Raw genomic sequence first — 21,550 nt, forward strand, 5'->3', positions numbered from 1 at the left:
ATCATGATGGGAAATATTTTGCTCATAGCATAGCTCCCCATGAAAACACACGCAAGTCCCCCGCCCGCCCTCGGCATGCCCGAACTGGCCCTGATCGCCATCACCTTCATCTGGGGCGGCACTTTTCTCGTGGTGCAACATGCCATGACGGTCAGCGGGCCGCTGGCCTTTGTCGCCGCCCGCTTTGCCGTGGCCGCCAGCATCGGCGCCCTGATTTGCCGGGGCCAGCTGCGCCAGCTGACGAAAGCGGAGTTGCTGACGGGCATGGCCATCGGCGTGAGCATCTTTGGCGGCTATGCGCTGCAAACCTATGGCTTGATGTATATCACGAGCAGCAAGTCCGCCTTCATCACGGCTTTTTATGTGCCCATCGTGCCGCTGGTGCAATGGCTGGTCTTCAAGCAGCGGCCCCACCCTGCCGTGTGGGCGGCCGTCGTGCTGGCCTTCATCGGCTTGCTGTTATTGACGGGCACGGATGGCTTGAGCATGGGTTTTGGCACGGGTGAGCTGATCACGGCCGTGGGCGCCATCGCGATCGCCCTGGAAATCATCCTCATCAGCCGCGTCTCGCCGCAATTGAACATCCTGCGCGTGACCATCGTGCAACTGGCAACGGCGTCCCTGATCGCCCTGCTGCTGATGCCCGTCATGGGCGAAGCGCCGCCAGTCCTCAGCAAGACCTTCATCTTCAGCGTGCTGGCACTGGGCTGCGCCAGCGCGCTGATCCAGTACGTGATGAACTGGGCGCAAAAGCGCATTTCCGCCACCAAGGCCACCTTGATCTATGCGGGCGAACCGGTCTGGGCCGGCGTGATCGGACGCATCGCCGGCGAGCGCCTGCCGGCCTTGGCCATCGTGGGGGCGATTCTGATCATTTGTGCGGGCATCCTCAGCGAATGGCGGCCGAAGCGGGGCCGCGGCGCGGCCAAGGCCGTGCAGCCATAAGCTTCAGTCCCCGCCCCGCCGCAGCGCCGCATCGCCATGCAAGGCCAGCGGCACGGCCCTGGCCCAGCGGTTCGAGGACAGGGAAAACGTCAGCGCCCGCACCTGGTGGTACCAGCCGGCAGGCACGTACAGCATGTCGCCCGGCTCGACGAGGCACTCGATCATGGCAGCCTGGCGCGCGAGGGGAAAACGCTCGAAATCGGGCGCTTCCGGGTCGAAGGGCGAGCCGAACAGGATGGCGTTCGCCTCGCTCGGATACAGAAAGGCGTCGTGGTGCGGCGGCGATAACATGATGCGCTTGCGGCCCCACACTTGCGCGAAGATATTGTCGTCGTAATCGCAATGCAGGGGCGTGACCGTGCCGGCCGGCCCCACCCAGAAGCGCGGCGGACCCATCTTGTCGAAATACGTGGGCCAGTGGCACAAACGGTTCAGTTCGCGCAATTCCAGGTTGCCCAGGTAAGGCGGCAACGCGTGCCTGCCCTCTGCCACCAGGTCCAGGTATTGCCCCATCGACATATCCTGCATGGCGCGGTCGGCCGCAAAAGCCGTGTTGATGTAGTCGCCCACGCGCGCCCGCACGGGCACGTGGCTGAACTGTTCGCGCAAGACGTCGGGCGCCAGGGCCGACAGGGGCCAGCGCTGCACCAGCCCGCGCATCAGGAAAGGCAGGCCCAGCGCGGCCCGCGCGCGGAAGGCGGCGGCGTCCAGCATGGCCAGACGCGGCACCTCGGTGATGCTGGGCAAGTCGCGCGCCGCCTGCTTGATGGCCTCGCGCATGGCGTCGATCGAGGTGACGCCGCGCACCTGCGCATCCTTGGCTTCGCGCGCTTGCTTATGCGCAAGAGCTGTTGCGGCAGAACTGAATTCTGCTGGCGGCCTGGGCGGCAGTGCGCGCGTCGATATGGGGGCTGCCGCAAGCGGGAGCGGCTCTTTTTTTTCTGCAGACATAAATCTTCTTTGCAATCAGGGGCCGCGCGGCATGGCGCGGCAGTGCGCTATTTTAAGCCAGCAAGGTCCGTTTCAGCACATCGGCCTGCTCGCCCGCCTGGCGCGCCTTGGCGGCATATTCGCTGGCCGTGCCCGGATGCAGCCAGGCCTGGGCCTTGGCGGCCAGGTTCAGGTAGAGCCTTTCTTTTTCCTGCAACGCCCTGACGGCGGCCCAGATGGCATCTTCCGCCTTGTCATGCTGCAACTCGCCGAGCATTTGCGCCGTGAAACTGTGGCCCGTATGGCAGCGAAAACGCTGCGGCTGCTGGCCGTGCAGCTCCCACAGGGTGCCCTGGCATTCGGGACACGTGAAAGTCGATGGCGTGGCAATTTTTTCCAGTTGGTCCATATTTCCCACTCCCCGGGCAAAACGGTTTTCCACGGCAATCCATGGGGGCGCAGGCGGCAAGGGCTGCGCGGCGCGGGCCGGCGAGCCGCTGGCCAGCGCCAGCAGGGCCGGGCCGATCTCGGCGGCCGGCAGGCGCCAGTCCACCCCCGCATGCTCGATCGCGCTTTGCGGCATCGACGGCGCCACCGCGTCCTGCGGCTCCTGCACCAGCGCCTTGCCGCCGCAGGCCTTGATGGCTTGCAAGCCTGCCGTGCCATCGTCGAGATAGCCGCTGAGAATCACGCCCACCACCTTCGGCCCGAAAGCGGCGGCGGCACTGCGAAACAGCGGGTCGATGGCGGGACGCGTATGGTTTTCCTTGGGTCCTCGGCTCAGCCCGACCGTCGCCTGGCCGGCCAGGTTGGCAACGAGCATGTGCCGGTCCGGCGGCGCCAGCAGGATGCGCCCCGCGCGCACGGGTTCGCGCTCTTCGGCAAAGCGCACGGGCAAGGCGGAGGTTTTAGCGAGAATCTCGGGCAGCACGCTGCTGCGCCGCCCCACATGCGCGACCACCAGCACGGGCGCCGGCATATTGGCAGGCAAGGCGGAAAAGATGGCGGACAGCGCTTCCACGCCGCCCACCGAGGCGCCCATGACGATCAGCGTTTCCATGCCGGCCCCTTTCGCGCGCAGGTCCAGCAGTTATTCTGCTGCGCCTTGCATCGCGATTCCGTGCGCCGCCTAACACAGGGTCACATGACGTCACGTCACCCTGGGACGCATCGGGGCCAGGCGTCCTCAGACGGGCGTCTTGAAAATCGGATCGACGATGAATTGCTGCGCCTTGATGCGCAAGGTGCGCTCTTCATCGAGCTCGGCGCGCGTTTCGCCCAGCTCTTCGCGTTCCGCTTCCAGTTCCAGGCGCGCGGCCGCCAGTTCCGTTTCCACGCGCGTCAGGCTTTCCAGCTTCAGCTGGGCCTGGATCAGTTCGGCGCGTGCCGCTTCGGCAGCCTCTTCCAGGCGCGGGATGCCTTCGAGCTTGAATTGCGCCTTGGCCAGGTCCATGCGCGCCTGCTCGGCCGCTTCTTCCAGGCGCGGCAAGCCTTCCAGGCGCAGCTGCGCCTTGGCCAGGTCCGTGCGGGCCTGGTTCGCCACTTGCCGCTCCCGTTCCAGCTCCTCGCGCAAGGTTTCCAGCTCGCCGGCCTGCAAGTCGAGCAACTCTTGCTGGCGCTCGTTCTCGCTGGCCAGGTCCATCAATTCCTGTTGATTGTCGTTCATCTCGGCTTCATGCGCGCTGTGGCTGGCGCTTAATTCCTGTCCTACATAATCGAGGATGGCTTGCTGCAGCACGGGCGACAGTTCGGCGGCGGCAGCGATCTGGCGCTGCGCACCCGCCTTGCGGCGCTGCAAGAGCTTGCTGATGGTGCCCAGGCAGGCGCCGTTGCCCAGCCGTTCGCGCAAGGCGCGCACCGTGATGGCCTGGCCTTCGCCCGCCATCGCTTCCATTGCCGCATTGATCTGTTCCGCGCTTACTTTTGCCATGTCGTTTACTCTTGAATATTGCTCAGGGCAATCTTGCCCAGGGGCATTATCTTATGCCAGCGGCGGCAAAGCGTAAAGTATTTCTCAATAGAAATTGCAATTGCACAACGGAAGCGTGTGCAAACATGCGGCTTCGGCTGATTTATTCTTCCAGCAAGCCATTCTCCGTCAGCATATCCTGCACCAGTTCCAGGCGCAGCACGGGATTGTCCTGGCTGAGCAAAAGCTGCTTCTGCATGGCGTTCAGCGACAGCAGCTCGCACCAGCGGTTCGCCACCCAGCCGCACTCGTCGAGCCGGTATGGCGGCTGCAGGGGCATTTGCTCCGGCGGGATCTTTTGCTCCTGCAAGGTGCGGATCAGGGCGCCGAGCGCGTCGGCCACGTTCTGCTGCTCTTGCGGGATGGGGATGGTCTTGTCGGGTGCCAGAGTTTCGATCCGCGCCACCCACAAGCCGTGCTTCAGCTGCTCGCTGGACACGATGTGAAAGCGCTGCATGCCCATGCATTTGATTTGCAGCAAACCCGACAGGGGCGCGGCCCAGTCGACGATGCGCGCCAGAGTACCCACGGGCGCCAGGGTTTCCTGCTGGCCCGGCTTGCGCACTTCCGCGCCGTCCAGCAGCTGCACCACGCCGAACGGCTGCTCGCCCATGATGCATTGACGTATCATGTCCAGGTAGCGTACCTCGAATATCTGCAGGGGCAGATAGCCATCGGGATACAGCACCGTATTGAGCGGGAACAAAGGTATCGAGGTCATAGGCGCATGATGGCACGAATGGCATATCCGTGCTGCGCGCCTTGCCCTGCCTGGCCAACTTCCCCGCTTACTTGTAGAAGCGGCGTTTTTTCGCCCGCTCCGCCGCCTTCGGCGCCAGCACCTTCACGGCTTTCTTCTGTATCGTGCCGCCGGCGGACGTGCCCGGCACGCGGTGTTCCGCCTCGAAACCGGCTTCCTCGTTGCGTTTCAGGGTTTGCCGGGTCAGCGCTTCCACGGCCGACAGCAATTCCACCTCGTCGGCGCAAACGAGCGAGACCGCTTCGCCCGAGGCGCCCGCGCGGCCCGTGCGGCCGATGCGGTGGATATAATCTTCCGCCACGGTGGGCAAGTCGAAATTGACGACGACGGGCAATTGATCGATGTCCAGGCCGCGGGCAGCCACGTCGGTGGCTACCAGTACTTGCACTTCGGCAGATTTGAAGCGGGCCAGCGCGCGCAGGCGGTTCGGCTGCGTCTTGTCGCCGTGAATCGAATCGGCGCGCACGCCCTGCTCCAGCAAGGTGTTCACCAGCAGCTCGACACCCTTGCGCGTCTTGACGAAGACCAATACCTGGCCCCAGCGCTTTTTCTTCAGCAAGTGCAAAAACAATTCCGGCTTGCGTTTCTTGTCGCACACGATCACCGACTGTTTCACGGCCTTGACCGTGCTGTTGCGCGCGCTGACCTCCACCGAGACGGGATCCTTCAGCATGGTTTTCGCCATGGCGCGGATGGCGTCCGAGAAGGTGGCCGAGAACAGCAGCGTCTGGCGCTGCTTGGGCATGGTCATCAGCAATATGTCGAGTTCGCGCTCGAAGCCCAGGTCCAGCATGCGGTCCGCCTCGTCCAGCACCAGGGTTTGCACCTGCTCGAACTTGACGGCGCCCTGCGTCTGCAGGTCGAGCAAGCGGCCCGGCGTGGCCACCAGCACGTCGAGGCCCTTGCGCAACTTGCTGATCTGCGGCTCGATGGGCACGCCGCCGTAGGCGACAAAGCTGCGCAGCGGCAAGTTGCCGCCATAGCTGCGGAAGCTCGCATACACTTGCTCGGCCAGTTCGCGCGTGGGCACCAGCACCAGCACGCGCACGCACTGGGGCGCCACCACCCCTTCCAGGGTCAGGCGCTGCAGCAGCGGCACGGCAAAGCCGGCCGTCTTGCCCGTGCCCGTCTGGGCGGCGGCCATCAGGTCGCGCCCGGCCAGTACGGCAGGAATCGCTTGCGCCTGCACGGGCGTGGGCTTGGCATAGCCGAGCTCGTCAAGTTTGCGGACCAGGGGATCGATCAGGCCGAGGGAGGAAAACGTCATGGGAAAAGCAATCTTGGCAAAGGAAAAGGTGGCGCGCACGGACGGGCCGTGCGCGCAATTGCCGAGATTATAGGCCAGCGGGGATGCCGGCCGGGGTTTCACAACTAAAACATCGCCATCAGAACTTCATTTCCATGGTCGCGCGCGCCTGCGGCGAACTCGGCGAAATGTTGTTGCGCACGATCGTGCCGCTGGCATCCGCATACGTGGTGGTGCTTTCAAAATCCTGCGCCAGCAGGTTCGACACGGCCAGGCGCAACTGGTTCTTCGCATCGAATTTCCACAGCGCATAAATGTCGAGATCGCGCCGCGGCGACGTGTAGGCGCTCTGACGCTCCGTGATGCGCACGGGGCCGCCATTGCGGAAATTGAAGCTGCCGCCCGTGGTGAGCATGCCATCGGGCGTCTTGTAGTCGAGGCCAAAGTTGCCGCTGACGGGGGTTTGCTGGTCGAGCCGGTTGTCCGGTCCCGGCACGTGCTCCACCTGCGACCAGTTGCGGCTGACGCTGGCGCGCAAGTCGATGGCCGGCACGGGAGCGGCCAGCACGGCGCGCAGCGGGAACTTCGCTTCCAGTTCCAGTGTCTGCGTATTCGCGCGGCCGTCGTTGACGGGCGTCGATACCCAGCGCTCATTGATATATAACAAACCCTGGCGCGTGTAGCCATCGATGCGGCGGGCCGAGGCGCGCGCGCTGAGCAAGGCGCCTTCGGCCCAGTAATGTTCGTAGGAAGCGTCGATGCCCAGCGCCAGCTCCGGCTTCAGGTTCGGATTGCCTTCGCGGTCAGGCTCGGTCTGGCTATTGTTCGTCGACATCATACGGCGTGGAATCAGGCTGGAAGTGGCCGGCGCCTTGTAGGTGCGCGTCAAGGCCAGGCGCACCTGGTCGCCCTTGGTATCAGGCAATTTCCACAAGGTTTGCAGCAACGGGCTCCAGACGCTGCTGCGCTGCTGCACCTCGTCATAGGTATTGCCGATACTGCGCGTATCGATGCCTTCCCAGCGCACGCCCGCATACATGGACCAGCGCGGCGTGATCTCCCACTCGTCCTGCGCATACAGCGCCAGGCGCTTGATGTCGGCATTGAAGTCTTCATCGACGTTGAATGGAGGGCGCCCGCCCGGCAAGGCCAGCTCGCGCTGCCAGCGCTCTTCATCCCGCTTGCCGTAGCTGCCATCCCAGCCCATCGACAAGGCATGGCCCGGGATGAGCGGCGAAGAATACTTGCCGGTGGACGACACGCTCTTTTCCGACGCATCCACGCGCGCGCTACGGTCCAGCGCCAGTCCCACGCCATCGATATGGCCGAGCGGATGGTTATCGGAGGAATTATTGCTCAGGCCTACGCGCAGTCCCAGCTCCAGCCTGGCGCCGCCATCGAGCTTGCGCACCCAGGTCAGATCCGTACGGCCAAAGACATAATGGTTGCCGCCGTCGCTGTCATTCGTATCGTAGTCCGGCCGCAAGCCCATGAGCGTGTCGGTACGGCTGTGCGTACGGCTTTCGTTGCGTCCCACATTCAGGAAAAATTGCGCCGTCAGATTGTCGCCGCCGGCAAAAGCCCAGTTCAGGCGCGGCGACATATTGATACCTTCCGAACGGCCATCGCCCGTGCCTTTGCTGCTGCGCAGCAGATTTTGCTGGCCTTCCGGCGCATAGCCCAGGTCCCGTGCCGGGTTTGCATAGTGATAATCGTAGCGATAAAACGAGGCCGCCAGCGAATAGGAAAAAATGCCATCCTTGTCCGACAATTGCAGGTTGCCATTGCTGGAAAACGCATCGCGCCCGCCCCCCACGCCCAGCTTGACGTCGCGCTGCGCCGTCTTGACGGCCTTTTTCAGCACCACGTTGATGGTGCCGGCGATCGACTGCGTGCTGTATTCGGCGCTGGCCGCATGCAAGATCTCGATGCGCTCGATCACGTCGGGCGACAGGGTGTCGAGCGAAAAACCGGCCGGCGCACGCTCGCCGTTGAGCAATATCTGCGTGTAGCCGCTGCCCAGGCCCCGCATGCGGATTTCGCCGCCCGAGCGCCCCGCCGCGCCGGACACGGTAATGCCGGGCAAGCGCTTGAGCACGTCGGTGACATTCGTGTCGCCATACTTGAGGATTTCCTCGCTGCCCACGATCATCTTGCTGGCCGTATCGTCGCGGCGCGGATCGTAGCCGCTGCCCTTCACTTCCACGGTCTGCATGGCGGGAGCGGCGGATTTCTCGGCCTTCTCTGCCTTCAGCGGCGCAGCGGCGGCATCCGCGGCTGGCGTTTCGGATTGCTGGGCCTGGACATTCCAGGCAAGTAACACGGAGGAACAAAGGACGGTAAGGCGAAGGCAACGGCGTGGCATCATGACCTGGCTAAAAAGTTGGCTGAATAAAAATGGCTAAAAGCTAAAAAACAGGCCGCTGTATTGTGCTGTAATTTTTTCCGCGTGGCACAGTTTCCTGAAAATATTTCCTATGGCAAATTAAATTCGGTAGCCGGCTGCGCTATGCCCCCTTGCATACGGTACATATCATTGCGCGCCACATCGCCGCTATAATGCGTTTTCATCATTGTTCCCATCACCCCGTCAAAGGCTTCCCATCGTGTCTGACCGTCTTGCCGTTTTGCCTCAATATCTGCTGCCCAAGGGAGCGTTGACCAATTTTGCCGGCCGGATCGCCGGCGCCAAGGGCGGCGCCATGACGACGCGCCTGATCCGCTGGTTCGTCGGCCGCTACAACGTCAACATGGATGAGGCGCTGGACCCGGACATCACGCACTACGCGAGCTTCAACGACTTTTTCACGCGCGCGCTGCGCCCGGACGCGCGTCCGCTGGCGCAAGCGGACTACGTCTGCCCCGTCGACGGCCGCATCAGCCAGTTCGGCACGATCGACAAGGACCAGATCTTCCAGGCCAAGGGCCACCATTTCAGCACGACGGCCCTGGTCGGCGGCGATGCGGCCCTGGCGGCCCAGTTCGAACACGGCAGCTTTGCCAATCTGTACCTGAGCCCGCGCGACTACCACCGCATCCACATGCCCTGCGATGGCCGCTTGACGCGCATGATTTATGTTCCCGGTGAACTGTTTTCCGTCAACCCGACCACGGCGCGCGGCATTCCCGGCCTGTTCGCCCGCAACGAGCGCGTCGTCTGCGTGTTCGACACGGCCAACGGCCCCTTCGTCATGACCCTGGTGGGCGCCACCATCGTCGGCAGCATGGCCACCGTCTGGCACGGCGTCGTCAACCCGCCCCGCACGGGTGAAATTCGCGACTGGAGCTATGCCAACGACAATGTCGTGCTGAAACAAGGCGACGAGCTGGGCCGCTTCCTGCTCGGTTCCACCGTCGTCATGCTGTTCCCGAAAAACACGGTCGATTTCAATGCCAGCTGGCAGCCGGCCGGCCCCGTGCAGCTGGGCGAAGTCATGGGCAAGCTGCCCAAGTAAGGCAGCAAGACGCGCGCCTAGACGGGCGCGTCGGTCCGGTACATTTCCTCCATCAAGTCCAGAAATGCGCGCGTCTTGGCCGGCATCAAGCGCCGGCCGGGAAACACGGCCCAGCCCGTGACGAGCGGAAAACTCCATTCCGGCAAGACCCGCACCAATTCCCCCGTCGCCACATACGCCTTGGCAAAACGGTCCGTGCTGGCCGCGATGCCCACGCCCGTGCACGCCATGCGCACCAGCAATTCCGGCGAGTTCGCCAGCAGGCGCACGGGCAAGTCGCGTTCCCACGTCGTCTTGCCGCGGATCAAAGTCCAGTGCACGAGGCCATGCACGGACCGTGGCAAACTGAGCAAATCGTGGCCATACAGATCGTCGGGATGCTCGGGCAAGCCGTGCACGCTCGTGTATTGCGGCGAGGCATACAGCGCCAGGGTGCTGAAGGCCACGCGGCGCGCGGCCAGGCTAGCGTCGTCGGGCAAGTTGCCCATGCGGATGGCCAGGTCGAAGTTCTCTTCCAGCAAATCCACGCGACGCGCCGACAAGTCCAGTTCCAGCGAAATGGCCGGATAGCGGCGCACGAACTCGGCCAGCACCTGGCGCATCAGCGTGTCGCCAAAATCGGCCGGCATGGAAATGCGCAGCAAGCCGCTGGGGCCTGCCTGGCGGTGCTGGGCCAGCGCGCCGGCCGCCTCCGTTTCTTCCACCACCTTGCGCGCATGCTCGAGCAGGCTGGCGCCGAATTCCGTCAGCGCCAGCTTGCGCGTGGTGCGCAGCAGCAGCCGTTCGCCTAATTTCGCTTCCAGCAGCGAGATGCGCCGCGACAGGGTCGACTTGGGCAAGTCCACGCGCACGGCGGCGCGCGAGAAACTGCCGCATTCGACGACGCGGGCGAACAGCAGCAAATCTCCAGGATCGATATCCATCACTGACCTTTACGTTCGATTGTTCCATTAGTGGATTAATGTTATCCATTTTAACGGCTTCCGCATCAATTTTGGAATTGCTATAGTTCATCCATCGCAAGACACCTCACAACGGAGAAACAAGATGAACATCCTGCAAATCAATTCCAGCGCCCGCAGCACCGGTTCCGCCTCGACCCGCCTGGCTGACGCCATCGTTACCCGCGTACAAGCGGCCAACCCCGGCGCCGCCCTGGTGCGCCGCGACCTGGCTGCCGCACCGCACCCCGTGCTCGACGAGCCGACCCTGCAAGCGCTGTTCACGCCAGCGGACAAGCGTACGCCGGAGCAAGCGGCCCGCATCGCCCTGGACGACGCGCTGATTGCGCAAGTGCAAGCGGCTGACGTCATCGTCATCGGCGCGCCCATGTACAACTTCGGCATCACCGTGCAACTGAAAAGCTGGTTCGACGCGATTGCCCGCGCCAACGTCACCTTCAAGTACACGGAAAACGGCCCCGTGGGCCTGCTGACCGGCAAGAAAGTCTACGTGGGCCTGTCCCGCGGCGGCTTGCACCGCGACAGCGCCAACGATAGCCAGGTGCCTTACCTGAACACCATGTTCGGCTTCCTGGGCCTGACCGACGTGCAATACGTGTATTCGGAAGGCATGGGCATGGGCCCGGAAGCCGTGGCCAAGGCGCAAGCCCAGGCGGACGCCGAGATCAACGCGATCCTGGTGTAATCCCCAGCAGTGAAAGGGGCGGCGCACTGGCGTCGTCCTGGCCTAGAGGAGAGAACAATGAGCGATACCACCACCGTCAACAAACCACGCGCCGTCGAGCGCGTGATCGCCGGCCAGGCCGTCATGGATGGCGCCGGCGTGAAGATCAACCGCGTGCTGACGCAGCAGCTGCAGCGCCGCCTCGACCCGTTCTTGATGCTCGACAACTTTGCCAGCGACAAGCCGAACGACTATATCGCCGGCTTCCCCGAGCATCCGCACCGCGGCTTCGAAACCGTCTCGTACATGATCACGGGGCGCATGCGCCACAAGGACAGCGCGGGCCACGAAGGCTTGCTGACCTCGGGCGGCGTGCAATGGATGACGGCCGGCAGCGGCGTGATCCACTCGGAAATGCCGGAACAGGAAGAAGGCGTGATGGAAGGTTTTCAGCTCTGGCTGAACCTGCCCGCGCGCGACAAGATGCGCACGCCGTGGTACCGCGACTTCGACAGCAGCGAAATCCCCCGCTACACGACGGACGCGGGCGTGACCGTGCAAGTGATCGCCGGCGCCAGCCATGGCGTGACGGGCGCCGTGCAGCGCGAGCTGACGGAACCGCTGTACCTCGACATCGACTTGCCGGCCGGCGCCAGCTTCGAGCAGCCCTTGCCGCCAGGCCATAATGCCTTCCTGTACACGTTCCGTGGCGAAGTGCAGGTCGATGGCAAGGCCGTGCCCGCCCTGCGCATGGCGATCTTCGCCAACACGCCAGGCAGCGACGGCGTGCGCATCGAAGCGCCGCAAGGCGGCCGCGTGATCCTCGTCGCCGGCCAGCCCTTGAACGAACCGATCGCGCAGTATGGCCCGTTTGTCATGAATACCCAGGCGGAAGTGTTCCAGGCCGTGCAGGATTTCCGTGAAGGCAAGTTTGGCGAGTAACAAGGAGAAACCCCAAGAATTTTTGGGGCTATTCTTTGGGGCTATTCAATAGTGAATAAATCGAAAGAGAGAACCAACGCGTACATGCGGGTCCTCTCTTTCAACGACGACGCTTAACAATACCATGCGCTTCACTAGACGAACTACGCTGGAAAGTAAGTTCGTTTAAGTGGTACAAGGCGCTTAGTCTCGGAATCAGTTTGTTCGTAATTTTCGACCAGTGCGCGTACTAAATTATCCAACGTCCATAAAGTCAACGGCACATTCGCACGCTCTGCTTCGTAATAGGCCTCTTTTGAAAATCCGCCGGTACTAACATACAGGCCACGATCATCTTTGTGACGACCGCCCAGAAAGCTACGAATCTGCTGCGTGCCCATTTGTCCCTTCCGATGTTTTACCTCAACAATTATTCGAGGATTTTCAAAACCAAAACCATCCGGTGAGGCAATAATATCCTTTCCCCTATCTGGGCCAGCAGGCGAGACTTGCGTTTTGTAACCCATTGCTCGCAGCAAACCTGCGACCAAATCTTGCATCTCTTCCCAATCAAGTCGACTTATCAAGTCTTTGATACGTTCAATCGCGAGGATTTCCAACCCGGCAAGCGGATCTGCTTCCGGCTCCAGCTCTTCAGTATCTGCAATCATGGACGAAGTCCCAAAGCCGCTCGACACCTTGGAATCAGATAGCAACTCTTGCATGACCGTGTCAGGCAGCAAAAAGACCGTTAACGTAGCACCCAAGGTATTTTTGCTGCGAACGCTCAACATATCTCGTTCAACTTCAATGGTTTTCCATTGAACTGGCCGGATCAGTGGCATATCATCTTCTGTCCATTCCGGGCGATATTGATATGGGCCCGTCACCTTGCCGACCAAATAAGTACGATTTGCTGGCGAGTAAGTGACGACCCAATCCCCCTCCTGAATCTCGTTTATGAAACGCCATACTTGGGAAGCACCAGAAATGGCAGTCCCGAGCTTTACATTCGGTTCTACTTGTTGATAGATTACCGTTAACTCTTTCCTGCTCATTCCTGGCTTTGCTTTAGGAGCAAGTTCCGCCCAACCGATTGCAGCGGCCTTCCTTTCCCGAAAATCATCATACAAACGCCCGCCTTCACCCCGAATCATCCACATCTTTGCCATCGACGCTACCCTTTATTAAATATCTGCGCGGAAAGATAACATAAATGTCATTTACCCTGGCGATGTGCGTCGTATTGCCAACCAGCAAAGCCCGCCGCTTAGCCTATTAGGCAATTAATAAAATAGCCTTTCAAGCAATTTCACGACATCTTGGCATCCCAACACCAGGATGCGCGTTAGCCGCCTTGTTACTTTTCAATTACACTGGCGGCAACATCATTCCACAAAGCATTCCATGCATCCGACGCACACCGAACACGACGCCACCCATTTGCACGCCCACCTGAAGGGCGACGCCAAGCACACCCACTCGTTCGAGGGCCGCAGCCAAAGTATCCTCGCCTGGGCGCTGGGCCTGACCCTGTCATTTGCCGGCATCGAGGTGGCGGCCGGCTTCCTGTCCAATTCGCTGGCCCTGATTTCCGACGCGGGCCACATGGTCACGGACGCGGCCGCGCTGGGCCTGGCCCTGCTGGCGCAACTGATCGCGCGCCGCCCTCCTTCGCCGCGCCACTCGTTCGGCTTTGGCCGCGCCGAGGCGCTGGCCGCCTTCGTCAATGGCCTGGCCATGCTGTGCGTGGTGGGCTGGATCTGCTACGAAGCGGCGCTGCGTTTTTCCTCCCCGCAACCCGTGAAGGGCGGCATGGTCTTCATCGTCGCCTTCATCGGCCTGGCGATCAATGTGGTGGTGGCGTGGGTATTGTCGAAAGACAAGCAAAGCGTGAACACGCGCGCCGCCCTCGTGCACGTGATGGGCGATTTGCTGGGCTCGGTCGCCGCCATCGTCGCCGGCGCCGTGATTTACTTCACGGGCTGGATGCAGATCGACCCGCTGCTGTCCGTGCTGGTGTCGCTGCTGATCTTAAAGTCGACATTCGGCGTGCTGCGCGAGTCCTACCATTTCCTGATGGAAGGCGTGCCCATGCATATCGACTACATCCAGGTGGGTGCGGACGTGGAACAAGTGGACGGCGTGATTGCCGTGCACGACTTGCACGTGTGGGACATGTCGCCGGGCCAGCCGGCCCTGATCGGCCACGTGGAAATCGAGCACCTCGACCATTGGCCGAAGGTATTGCGCGCGATCAAGAAAATGTTACTCAGCAAGCACGGTATCGACCACATTACTTTGCAGCCGGAGACGGCCACGATGGCCGGTTTGCATGCGAGCGACAAGACGCATTGACAGGGAGACGTGGGAATCCGGGCCGGATTCCCACAGATAAATTAACTTCTTCTTGCTTCCAGCACGCCACTGACGTCCTTGATCACATTCAGCGCTTTTAGTAACTGCGCCGTCGAGCTGATCTCGGCCGTAAACGTCATGCGGGCCTGGCCCTTGGCGCTTTGGGTGTTGACGCCGATCACGTTGATCTTTTCGCGCGAAAAGATTTCGGAGATGTCGCGCAGCAAGCCCTGGCGGTCGCCGGCCAGGATGAAGATGTCGACCGGATACACGGTATCGTGCCCGCCCGTGCTGCCCCACTCCGTGAAGATCACGCGCTCGGGCGACTTGGCGCGCATTTCCTCGAAGTTCTTGCACGTGGCGCGGTGGATGGAGACGCCCTTGCCGCGCGTCACAAAACCGACGATGCTGTCCGGCGGCGCCGGCTTGCAGCACTTGGCCAGCACCGTCATGAGGCCTTCCGTGCCCACCACCAGCACGCCGGACTTGGCGCCCTGCTCCACGCTGGACGCGCGGCTCTTGCCGACCAGCACGGCGTCTTCCGGCACCACCACTTCACCATTGTCGTGCAGCGCCTGCTCCACGTGGCGCAGGCTGAATTCATCCTTGCCCACCGACAGGAACAATTCGTCGACTTTCGCAAAGCCCAGCTTTTGCGCCAGCGCTTCGAGGTTGACGGCCGTCTTGCCTTCGCGCTGCAGGGACTTTTCCACCAGCGCGCGGCCGTGGGCCAGGGTTTCCTGCATGTCGATGGCGTGGAACCAGGCGCGTATCTTCGAACGCGTGCGCGTGCTGACGGCGTAGCCGGCGCTGAGCCAGTCGCGCGACGGCCCCGCCGTACCCGGCGCGCCCTTGGCCGTGATGATTTCGCAGGTCTGGCCGTTCTTCAATTGCGTATTCAGGGGCACCATGATGCCGTCGACCTTGGCGCCGCGGCAGCGGTGGCCCACGTCCGTATGCAAGTGATACGCAAAATCGACGGGCGTGGCGCCCACGGGCAATTCCAGCACCCGCGCCTGCGGCGTCATGACGAAGATACGGTCGTCCAGGGTGGCGGATTTGAGCTTTTCCACCCATTCGCGCTGGATTTCTTCTTGGCCCACGACGGCGTCGGCCACCTCGGTTTTCCACGCCAGCAACTGGCGCAGCCAGGCGATCTTTTCGTCGTATTTCTGGCCGGCAAAGTTCGAACCGCCCTCTTCCTTGTAGCGCCAGTGCGCGGCCACGCCGTACTCGGCAAAGCTGTGCATTTCATTCGTGCGGATTTGCACTTCCAGCGGACGGCCATCCTCGGCCGTCACCACCGTGTGCAGCGATTGATAACCGTTGGGTTTCGGCCGCGAAATGTAATCGTCGAATTCTTTCGGGATGGGGGTCCAGATATTGTGGACCACGCCCAGCACCGTGTAGCAGGTTTTCACGTCGGCAACGATGACGCGGAAGGCGCGCACGTCGTACAGGGCTGTAAAGTCCAGCTCCTTGCCGCGCATCTTGTTCCAGATGCTGTAAATGTGTTTCGGGCGGCCAAATACTTCTGCCTGGATACCGGCCGAGGCCAGCTCCGTCTGCAGGCGCAAGATCGCCGAGGACACGAAGCCCTCGCGCATCATGCGCTTTTCTTCCAGCATCTTGGCGATGCGTTTATACGCTTCCGGCTCGATGAAGCGGAACGACAAATCTTCCAGTTCCCACTTCAGCTGCCAGATACCGAGGCGGTTGGCCAGCGGCGCGTACAGGTCCAGCGTTTCCTTGCCATACTCGCGCGTCATTTCATTGAACAATTTCAACTCGGCGAAATAGCGCAAGGTGGTCACGCACGAAGCCAGGCGCACCAGCACGACGCGCATGTCGGACGCCATTGCCAGCAACATCTTGCGCAGGGTTTCCACCTGGGCCACGGCTTGCTGCGCCGCATTCTTGCCGCGCCCGCCAGCGCTGCCGTGCTGCGCCTGGGTCAGCGCGCGCAAGCGGATCAACTGGCGCACGCCTGTTGCCAGGTCGCACACCTGCTTGCCGAAGCGCGGCTCGATATCGGCTGCCGTGTCCGGTTCCAGCAGGGTCAGCTCGAACATCAGGCCGGCGATGCGCGTTTCCGCATCGCTGCGCAGGAAAGCGAGCGTGGTGGCCACGCCGAGGGCGAACTCCAGCGCGGAGCGGCCGGCAAAGGTCAGCTTGTCGCCATACGCTTCGGTGGCATACGCGAGCGCGTCCAGCACGCGCGCGCTGTCCGGCGCACTCAAGCCCTCTACCAGTTGTTCCGAGGTGACGCTATTCGGGGCCGAGATGGAAACCATGTAATACCTTTAAACTTAATAACTCAACAACTAAATAACTTAACGCTCTGCAGCGATGATGACGATTTCCACCAGGCAAGCCGGATTGGCCAGCTTCGCTTCCACCGTGGCGCGCGGCGGCGTGTGGCCGGAAGCCACCCAGTCATCCCACACTTCATTCATGCCGGGAAAATCTTTCATGTCGGCGATGTAGATCTGGCACGACAGGATGCAAGTCTTGTCGCTGCCCGCTTCCATCAGCAGACGGTCGACGTGACCGAGCACTTCGCGCGTCTGGCCGACGATGCCCTGCGTGGTGTCTTCCGCGATCTGGCCAGCCAGGTAGATGGTGTTGTTGTGTATGGCTACTTCGGAGAGGCGTTTGCCTACGTGCAGTCGTGTAATTTCCATGCTTCTTCTTTCGGTTGTTTCAAAATCTGTACAGCGGTATTACTTGCCCAGCAAAAACTTGCGGGCGATGGCGATCTGGTCGTCGTGCACGAACGTGGGCGCATGGCCGACGCCGGCGATTTCCACCAATTCCGCCTTCGGGCCGCGGCCCAGCATGAGCGTGGCCGTCTCGTGCGACAGCAGATCGGATTCCGAGCCCCGCACCAGCAAGGTGGGGCAGCGCACGGCATCATACGCGGCCCACAGCATGGCTTCGTCGCTGGCCGCCGATTCCGGCGTGGCCGAGCGGAACGGCATGGCCAGTCCCATATCATAGTGGCGGCGCCAGTGGCCATCCTTATCCTGGCGCAACACATCCACCGCCAGTTTATGCCATTCCGCGTCCGTGTGCGGGCCGAAGCTGGCGGACACGTCGCGCACGAACCTGGCGCCTTGCTCGAATGTCTCGAAACGCAGGTCCTGGCCGATGTAGTCGCCGATGCGCTGCAAGGCTTCCGGCGCCAATGTCGGGCCGATATCGTTCAAGACCAGCTTGCTGATCGGGCTGTCCGGCAACGATGCCAGGCCCAGGCCGATCAAGCCGCCCATCGAGGTGCCGAACCAGTCCACCGTCTGGCGCTCGCCATTGGCCAGCACGCGCGCCAGCAGGGTCACCATGTCGCTCACATATTGCGGCACGCGGTAAAACTGCGGGTTGGCCAGCCAGCCCGAGCGCCCGCGTCCCACCACGTCGGGGCAGATCACGCGGTAATCGCTGGCCATGGCGCGCGCCAGGTTGTCGAAGTCGTCCGCCACGCGCGTCACGCCATGGGCGCAGACGAGCACGTTCGGATTGTCCGCCGCGCCCCACTCTTTATACGACATGGTGTGCAAGCCTGCGGGGGAGATACATTGCACTGACTTGATGCTCGCTTCGATCATGCGATTTCCTTATTCGATATAAAAAGAGCACCGCTTCCTGCCAGCCATGGGGTGTCCCGCGCGCGACGCTACGGCAGTGTAGCGCAGCGCGGGCAATGCTCCAAGCGCGCGCCTGAAATGCTGCGCCGCAGCACAGCACTGGCACCTTCGCCATGGCGCAATACCCGATATAGCGAAAATGCATATCTGCGGTTATCCACAATTGAGCCTGCCTGGCAATGGGCGGATGATCGCAGCATCAACCCGCAAGAGGAGACCACTCGTGAAAAAACCATTCTATAAAATCCTGTACGTACAGGTGCTGTTCGCCATCGTGGCTGGCGTGCTGCTGGGGGTGTTCTACCCATCGAACGCCGTCGACATGAAACCGCTGGGCGACGGCTTTATCAAACTGATCAAGATGATCATCGCCCCGGTGATCTTCTGTACCGTGGTCTCCGGCATCGCCGGCATGCAGGATGTGAAGAAAATCGGCCGCGTGGGCGGCAAGGCGCTGCTGTACTTCGAAGTGGTCTCCACCTTCGCGCTGGCCATCGGCTTGCTGGTTGCTAACATCCTCAAACCGGGCGCCGGCTTCAACGCCGATCCGGCCCACCTGGACGCCAAGTCGATCGCGCAATACACGCACGCCGAAGGCATGAGCACCGTCGACTTCCTGATGAATATCATCCCGAAGACCTTCGTCGACGCCTTCGCCAAGGGCGACATCCTGCAAGTGCTGCTGATCGCCATCCTGTTCGGCTTTTCGCTGTCCCTGCTGGGCGAGCGCGGCCGTCCCGTCACCAAGCTGATCGACGAGCTGTCGCATGCCATCTTCGGCATGGTCAACATCATCATGAAAGTCGCTCCCATCGGCGCGTTCGGCGCGATGGCCTTTACCATCGGTAAATACGGCCTGGCTTCGCTGATCCCGCTGGCGAAACTGATGGGTTCCTTCTACCTGACCTGCTTCCTGTTCGTCTTCGTCGTGCTGGGCCTGATCGCCAAGTACACGGGCTTCTCCATCGGCCGCTTCTTGTTGTACATCAAGGAAGAACTGCTGATCGTGCTCGGTACCAGCTCGTCGGAATCGGCACTGCCGGCCCTGATGAAGAAACTCGAGCGCCTCGGTTGCTCCAAGCCAGTCGTCGGCCTGGTCGTGCCTACCGGCTACTCGTTCAACCTGGACGGCACCAATATCTACATGACCATGGCTGCCCTGTTCGTGGCGCAAGCTACCAACACGGAACTGACCATCTGGCAGGAACTGACCATCCTGGGCGTGGCGATGCTGACCTCGAAAGGCGCGTCCGGCATCACGGGCGCCGGCTTCATCACCCTGGCCGCCACCCTGGCCGTGGTGCCGACCATCCCTGTGGCCGGCATGGCGCTGATCCTGGGCATCGACCGCTTCATGAGCGAATGCCGCGCGCTGACCAATTTCGTCGGCAACGGCGTGGCCACCATCGTCGTGTCGAAATGGGAAAAAGAACTGGACATGGACAAGCTGCATAGCGAGCTGGCCCATCCAACCCACCCGACCGACGACGCGTATGTCGCGCCCAGCGTGAATATCGTCAAGTAAGCTGTACTCTTCATTGAAAAGCCCCGCAGAGCGATCTGCGGGGCTTTTTTCATGCGCGCAGGCTTTTGCCGGCATCATCAACAAACAGTAAATCATCCATCAATATTTCATTGGATGATCAATGAATGAAAAACCATTACAGTACGATCACCTGTTCGCCACCTGGTTCCCGCATAATGACATTGCGTTAATGCAAGCCTGACACCGAACCATCCTCACCTTTGAATGGAGTACGTCATGTCCCTCTCGCCCGCCTTCTACGCCACCTGGAACCCACGCCTGCTGGGCCTGCTGCGCATCATCCTCGGCTTCCTCTTCCTGCAACACGGCACGGCCAAACTGTTCGGCGCGCCGCACGTGGCCATGTTCGACGGCTTGCAACTGTTGTCCGTGATGGGCGCGGCCGGCGTCATCGAGCTCGTCGGCGGCAGCTTGCTGCTGGTGGGCCTGTTCACTCGCCCCGTCGCCTTCATCCTGTCGGGCCAGATGGCGGCCGCCTACTTCATGGCGCATGCGCCTGCCGGCTTCCTGCCGATCCTGAACGGCGGCGAAATGGCCGTCATGTATTGCTTCACCTTCCTGTATTTCGCAGTGGCAGGCGCCGGCGCCTACAGCCTGGACGGCTTGCGCGGCAAGGCAGGCGCATAAAAAAAGGGCGGACATCGCTGTCCGCCCTTTCATTGCCTGCAATGATCCGTTTATACGGCGGAAACGTCCAGTTCAGCGCCCGTGGCCGCCTGCACCTGTTCCTTGGTCACGCCCGGCGCCAGTTCCACCAGCTTCAAGCCGTTTTCCGTCACGTCGATCACGCCCAGGTCGCTGATGATGACGTCGACCACGCCCACGCCCGTCAGCGGCAAGTCGCACTGTTTCAGCAGCTTGTGCGACGTCGTGCCATCCTTGGCCGTGGCCACGTGTTCCATCAGCACGACGACTCTCTTGACGCCGGCGACGAGGTCCATCGCGCCGCCCATGCCCTTGACCATCTTGCCTGGGATCATCCAGTTCGCCAGGTCGCCCTTTTCCGACACTTGCATGGCGCCCAGGATGGCCAGGTTGATCTTGCCGCCGCGGATCATTCCGAACGAGTCAGCCGAGCTGAAGTAGGCGGCGCCCGGCAAGGCCGTCACCGTCTGCTTGCCGGCATTGATCAGGTCGGCATCGACTTCCTCGTCCGTGGGGAACGGGCCGATGCCCAGCAAGCCGTTTTCCGACTGCAGGAACACTTCGATATTTTCCGGCACATAGTTCGCCACCAGGGTCGGCAAGCCGATGCCCAGGTTCACATAAAAGCCATCCTGCAATTCCTTTGCCGCGCGCGCGGCCATTTCGTCACGTGTCCAAGCCATAATAATCTCCGTATTCTATTTTTATGCTTCGGCGCGCACGGTGCGCTGCTCGATGCGTTTTTCCGGGTTCGCGTTGACCACGATGCGGTGCACGAAGATGCTGGGGGTATGCACCTGGTCCGGGTCGATCTCGCCCACTTCGACCAGTTTTTCCACTTCGACGATGGTGATCTTGCCCGCCATGGCCACGTTCGGGTTGAAATTGCGCGCCGTCTTGCGGTAGACCAAATTGCCCGCGCGGTCGGCCATGTAGGCTTTCACCAGCGACACATCGGCCACGAGGCTGCGTTCCATCACGTATTGTTCGCCGTCGAATTCGCGCAGTTCCTTGCCGTCGGCGACGATGGTGCCCACGCCCGTCTTGGTGAAGAAGGCGGGAATGCCGGCGCCGCCGGCGCGCAGCTTCTCGGCCAGGGTGCCTTGCGGCGTGAATTCCAGTTCCAGTTCGCCGGCCAGGTACTGGCGCGCGAATTCCTTGTTTTCGCCCACATAGGAGGCGATCATTTTCTTGATCTGGCGCGTGGTCAGCAGCTGGCCCAGGCCGAAACCGTCGACGCCGGCGTTATTCGAAATGGCCGTCAGGCCCGTCACGCCCGAATCGCGCAAGGCGCCGATCAGGGCTTCGGGTATGCCGCACAGGCCGAAGCCGCCAACGGCGATGGTCTGGCCATCTTGGACGATACCGGCCAGCGCCGAGGCGGCGTCAGGATAAACTTTATTCATGGGTGTCCCTCTATCTTTTGTTAAGCTTTGGTCTTGAGTCCATGACTCAGGCAGCGACTCAGCATAAAATACGCGAGTGGAAAGTACAATACCGTAGAA

20 protein-coding genes are annotated in these 21,550 nt (G+C 61.8%); 7 read left to right on the forward strand and 13 right to left on the reverse strand.

The features are described from left to right. Window positions 1-39: 39 nt before the first annotated feature. Window positions 40-945 carry a DMT family transporter gene (locus tag O0879_RS06800; protein WP_289915580.1) on the forward strand — a complete coding sequence of 302 codons (906 nt, stop codon included), beginning with the start codon at window positions 40-42 and terminating at the stop codon, window positions 943-945. Window positions 946-948: 3 nt separating this feature from the next. Here the strand turns inward: O0879_RS06800 and O0879_RS06805 are convergent, their stop codons facing one another. The 6 genes from O0879_RS06805 to O0879_RS06830 all read right to left on the reverse strand — a co-directional run bounded on the left by O0879_RS06805 (window position 949) and on the right by O0879_RS06830 (window position 8,173). Then, entirely contained in the window at window positions 949-1,896 is a 948-nt protein-coding gene (locus O0879_RS06805) for a cupin-like domain-containing protein (protein WP_289915582.1), read from the reverse strand. Window positions 1,897-1,948: 52 nt separating this feature from the next. Then, complete coding sequence (locus O0879_RS06810; RefSeq protein ID WP_289915584.1) at window positions 1,949-2,935, reverse strand: chemotaxis protein CheB; 987 nt, start codon at window positions 2,933-2,935, stop codon at window positions 1,949-1,951. Between the two features lie 126 nt (window positions 2,936-3,061). Then, window positions 3,062-3,805 (reverse strand): DNA-binding protein, encoded by a 744-nt coding sequence (locus O0879_RS06815; protein WP_046684938.1) that lies wholly within the window; start codon window positions 3,803-3,805, stop codon window positions 3,062-3,064. Window positions 3,806-3,947: 142 nt separating this feature from the next. After that, window positions 3,948-4,565: an LON peptidase substrate-binding domain-containing protein gene (locus tag O0879_RS06820; protein ID WP_289913864.1), complete on the reverse strand. Its 618-nt coding sequence runs from the start codon at window positions 4,563-4,565 to the stop codon at window positions 3,948-3,950. 67 nt (window positions 4,566-4,632) lie between these two features. Beyond that, a complete protein-coding gene (locus O0879_RS06825; RefSeq protein ID WP_099668119.1) occupies window positions 4,633-5,871 on the reverse strand; it encodes a DEAD/DEAH box helicase in 1,239 nt (412 codons plus the stop codon). Between the two features lie 118 nt (window positions 5,872-5,989). After that, on the reverse strand, window positions 5,990-8,173 hold the full coding sequence (locus O0879_RS06830) for a TonB-dependent receptor (RefSeq protein ID WP_289915586.1): 2,184 nt from the start codon (window positions 8,171-8,173) through the stop codon (window positions 5,990-5,992). Between the two features lie 283 nt (window positions 8,174-8,456). On the opposite strand from O0879_RS06830, the gene asd reads away from it, so the two are divergent. Continuing rightward, on the forward strand, window positions 8,457-9,305 hold the full coding sequence (asd, locus tag O0879_RS06835; protein ID WP_251349155.1) for an archaetidylserine decarboxylase: 849 nt from the start codon (window positions 8,457-8,459) through the stop codon (window positions 9,303-9,305). A 17-nt stretch (window positions 9,306-9,322) separates the two neighbouring features. Here the strand turns inward: asd and O0879_RS06840 are convergent, their stop codons facing one another. After that, window positions 9,323-10,228 (reverse strand): LysR family transcriptional regulator, encoded by a 906-nt coding sequence (locus O0879_RS06840; protein ID WP_099664365.1) that lies wholly within the window; start codon window positions 10,226-10,228, stop codon window positions 9,323-9,325. 124 nt (window positions 10,229-10,352) lie between these two features. Here O0879_RS06840 and O0879_RS06845 point away from each other — a divergent pair, with 124 nt between their 5' ends. Together O0879_RS06845 and O0879_RS06850 are read left to right on the forward strand one after the other, a co-directional pair. Further along, window positions 10,353-10,952 carry an NAD(P)H-dependent oxidoreductase gene (locus O0879_RS06845; RefSeq protein WP_099664366.1) on the forward strand — a complete coding sequence of 200 codons (600 nt, stop codon included), beginning with the start codon at window positions 10,353-10,355 and terminating at the stop codon, window positions 10,950-10,952. Between the two features lie 57 nt (window positions 10,953-11,009). After that, window positions 11,010-11,873 (forward strand): pirin family protein, encoded by an 864-nt coding sequence (locus tag O0879_RS06850; RefSeq protein ID WP_289915588.1) that lies wholly within the window; start codon window positions 11,010-11,012, stop codon window positions 11,871-11,873. Window positions 11,874-12,016: 143 nt separating this feature from the next. Here the strand turns inward: O0879_RS06850 and O0879_RS06855 are convergent, their stop codons facing one another. Continuing rightward, a complete protein-coding gene (locus tag O0879_RS06855) occupies window positions 12,017-13,024 on the reverse strand; it encodes a restriction endonuclease (protein WP_289915589.1) in 1,008 nt (335 codons plus the stop codon). Between the two features lie 235 nt (window positions 13,025-13,259). Here O0879_RS06855 and O0879_RS06860 point away from each other — a divergent pair, with 235 nt between their 5' ends. After that, window positions 13,260-14,210 (forward strand): cation diffusion facilitator family transporter, encoded by a 951-nt coding sequence (locus O0879_RS06860; protein ID WP_289915591.1) that lies wholly within the window; start codon window positions 13,260-13,262, stop codon window positions 14,208-14,210. A 41-nt stretch (window positions 14,211-14,251) separates the two neighbouring features. On the opposite strand, the gene O0879_RS06865 is transcribed toward O0879_RS06860, so the two are convergent. The 3 genes from O0879_RS06865 to O0879_RS06875 are packed head-to-tail and all read right to left on the reverse strand — an operon-like array spanning window position 14,252 to window position 17,815. Continuing rightward, on the reverse strand, window positions 14,252-16,504 hold the full coding sequence (locus tag O0879_RS06865) for a bifunctional (p)ppGpp synthetase/guanosine-3',5'-bis(diphosphate) 3'-pyrophosphohydrolase (RefSeq protein WP_099664369.1): 2,253 nt from the start codon (window positions 16,502-16,504) through the stop codon (window positions 14,252-14,254). A 39-nt stretch (window positions 16,505-16,543) separates the two neighbouring features. Continuing rightward, window positions 16,544-16,894 (reverse strand): RidA family protein, encoded by a 351-nt coding sequence (locus O0879_RS06870; protein WP_034784210.1) that lies wholly within the window; start codon window positions 16,892-16,894, stop codon window positions 16,544-16,546. A gap of 39 nt (window positions 16,895-16,933) precedes the next feature. Continuing rightward, entirely contained in the window at window positions 16,934-17,815 is an 882-nt protein-coding gene (locus tag O0879_RS06875) for an alpha/beta hydrolase (protein WP_077403235.1), read from the reverse strand. A 226-nt stretch (window positions 17,816-18,041) separates the two neighbouring features. On the opposite strand from O0879_RS06875, the gene O0879_RS06880 reads away from it, so the two are divergent. Together O0879_RS06880 and O0879_RS06885 are read left to right on the forward strand one after the other, a co-directional pair. Then, the gene (locus O0879_RS06880; RefSeq protein WP_257218648.1) at window positions 18,042-19,379 is read left to right on the forward strand and encodes a dicarboxylate/amino acid:cation symporter; all 1,338 of its coding nucleotides are present in this window, start codon (window positions 18,042-18,044) and stop codon (window positions 19,377-19,379) included. Between the two features lie 237 nt (window positions 19,380-19,616). Then, window positions 19,617-20,027 carry a DoxX family protein gene (locus O0879_RS06885; protein ID WP_077409084.1) on the forward strand — a complete coding sequence of 137 codons (411 nt, stop codon included), beginning with the start codon at window positions 19,617-19,619 and terminating at the stop codon, window positions 20,025-20,027. 50 nt (window positions 20,028-20,077) lie between these two features. Here O0879_RS06885 and O0879_RS06890 read toward each other — a convergent pair whose 3' ends face one another. Next, on the reverse strand, window positions 20,078-20,728 hold the full coding sequence (locus tag O0879_RS06890; RefSeq protein ID WP_251349161.1) for a CoA transferase subunit B: 651 nt from the start codon (window positions 20,726-20,728) through the stop codon (window positions 20,078-20,080). Between the two features lie 21 nt (window positions 20,729-20,749). Further along, window positions 20,750-21,451 (reverse strand): CoA transferase subunit A, encoded by a 702-nt coding sequence (locus O0879_RS06895; protein ID WP_077403224.1) that lies wholly within the window; start codon window positions 21,449-21,451, stop codon window positions 20,750-20,752. Window positions 21,452-21,550: the final 99 nt, after the last annotated feature.

This window comes from Janthinobacterium sp. SUN120, assembly GCF_030397735.1.
GTDB lineage: Bacteria > Pseudomonadota > Gammaproteobacteria > Burkholderiales > Burkholderiaceae_D > Janthinobacterium > Janthinobacterium kumbetense.

Bases quoted from the DNA above. Each gene is read 5' to 3' on its own strand.
- O0879_RS06800 (WP_289915580.1), top strand. From the start codon at position 40: ATGAAAACACACGCAAGTCCCCCGCCCGCCCTCGGCATGCCCGAACTG.
- O0879_RS06845 (WP_099664366.1), top strand. From the start codon at position 10,353: ATGAACATCCTGCAAATCAATTCCAGCGCCCGCAGCACCGGTTCCGCC.
- O0879_RS06850 (WP_289915588.1), top strand. From the start codon at position 11,010: ATGAGCGATACCACCACCGTCAACAAACCACGCGCCGTCGAGCGCGTG.
- O0879_RS06805 (WP_289915582.1), bottom strand. From the start codon at position 1,896: ATGTCTGCAGAAAAAAAAGAGCCGCTCCCGCTTGCGGCAGCCCCCATA.
- O0879_RS06820 (WP_289913864.1), bottom strand. From the start codon at position 4,565: ATGACCTCGATACCTTTGTTCCCGCTCAATACGGTGCTGTATCCCGAT.
- O0879_RS06815 (WP_046684938.1), bottom strand. From the start codon at position 3,805: ATGGCAAAAGTAAGCGCGGAACAGATCAATGCGGCAATGGAAGCGATG.
- O0879_RS06840 (WP_099664365.1), bottom strand. From the start codon at position 10,228: ATGGATATCGATCCTGGAGATTTGCTGCTGTTCGCCCGCGTCGTCGAA.
- O0879_RS06825 (WP_099668119.1), bottom strand. From the start codon at position 5,871: ATGACGTTTTCCTCCCTCGGCCTGATCGATCCCCTGGTCCGCAAACTT.
- O0879_RS06860 (WP_289915591.1), top strand. From the start codon at position 13,260: ATGCATCCGACGCACACCGAACACGACGCCACCCATTTGCACGCCCAC.
- O0879_RS06810 (WP_289915584.1), bottom strand. From the start codon at position 2,935: ATGGAAACGCTGATCGTCATGGGCGCCTCGGTGGGCGGCGTGGAAGCG.
- O0879_RS06895 (WP_077403224.1), bottom strand. From the start codon at position 21,451: ATGAATAAAGTTTATCCTGACGCCGCCTCGGCGCTGGCCGGTATCGTC.
- O0879_RS06885 (WP_077409084.1), top strand. From the start codon at position 19,617: ATGTCCCTCTCGCCCGCCTTCTACGCCACCTGGAACCCACGCCTGCTG.
- O0879_RS06875 (WP_077403235.1), bottom strand. From the start codon at position 17,815: ATGATCGAAGCGAGCATCAAGTCAGTGCAATGTATCTCCCCCGCAGGC.
- O0879_RS06865 (WP_099664369.1), bottom strand. From the start codon at position 16,504: ATGGTTTCCATCTCGGCCCCGAATAGCGTCACCTCGGAACAACTGGTA.
- O0879_RS06880 (WP_257218648.1), top strand. From the start codon at position 18,042: ATGATCGCAGCATCAACCCGCAAGAGGAGACCACTCGTGAAAAAACCA.
- O0879_RS06890 (WP_251349161.1), bottom strand. From the start codon at position 20,728: ATGGCTTGGACACGTGACGAAATGGCCGCGCGCGCGGCAAAGGAATTG.
- O0879_RS06870 (WP_034784210.1), bottom strand. From the start codon at position 16,894: ATGGAAATTACACGACTGCACGTAGGCAAACGCCTCTCCGAAGTAGCC.
- O0879_RS06855 (WP_289915589.1), bottom strand. From the start codon at position 13,024: ATGGCAAAGATGTGGATGATTCGGGGTGAAGGCGGGCGTTTGTATGAT.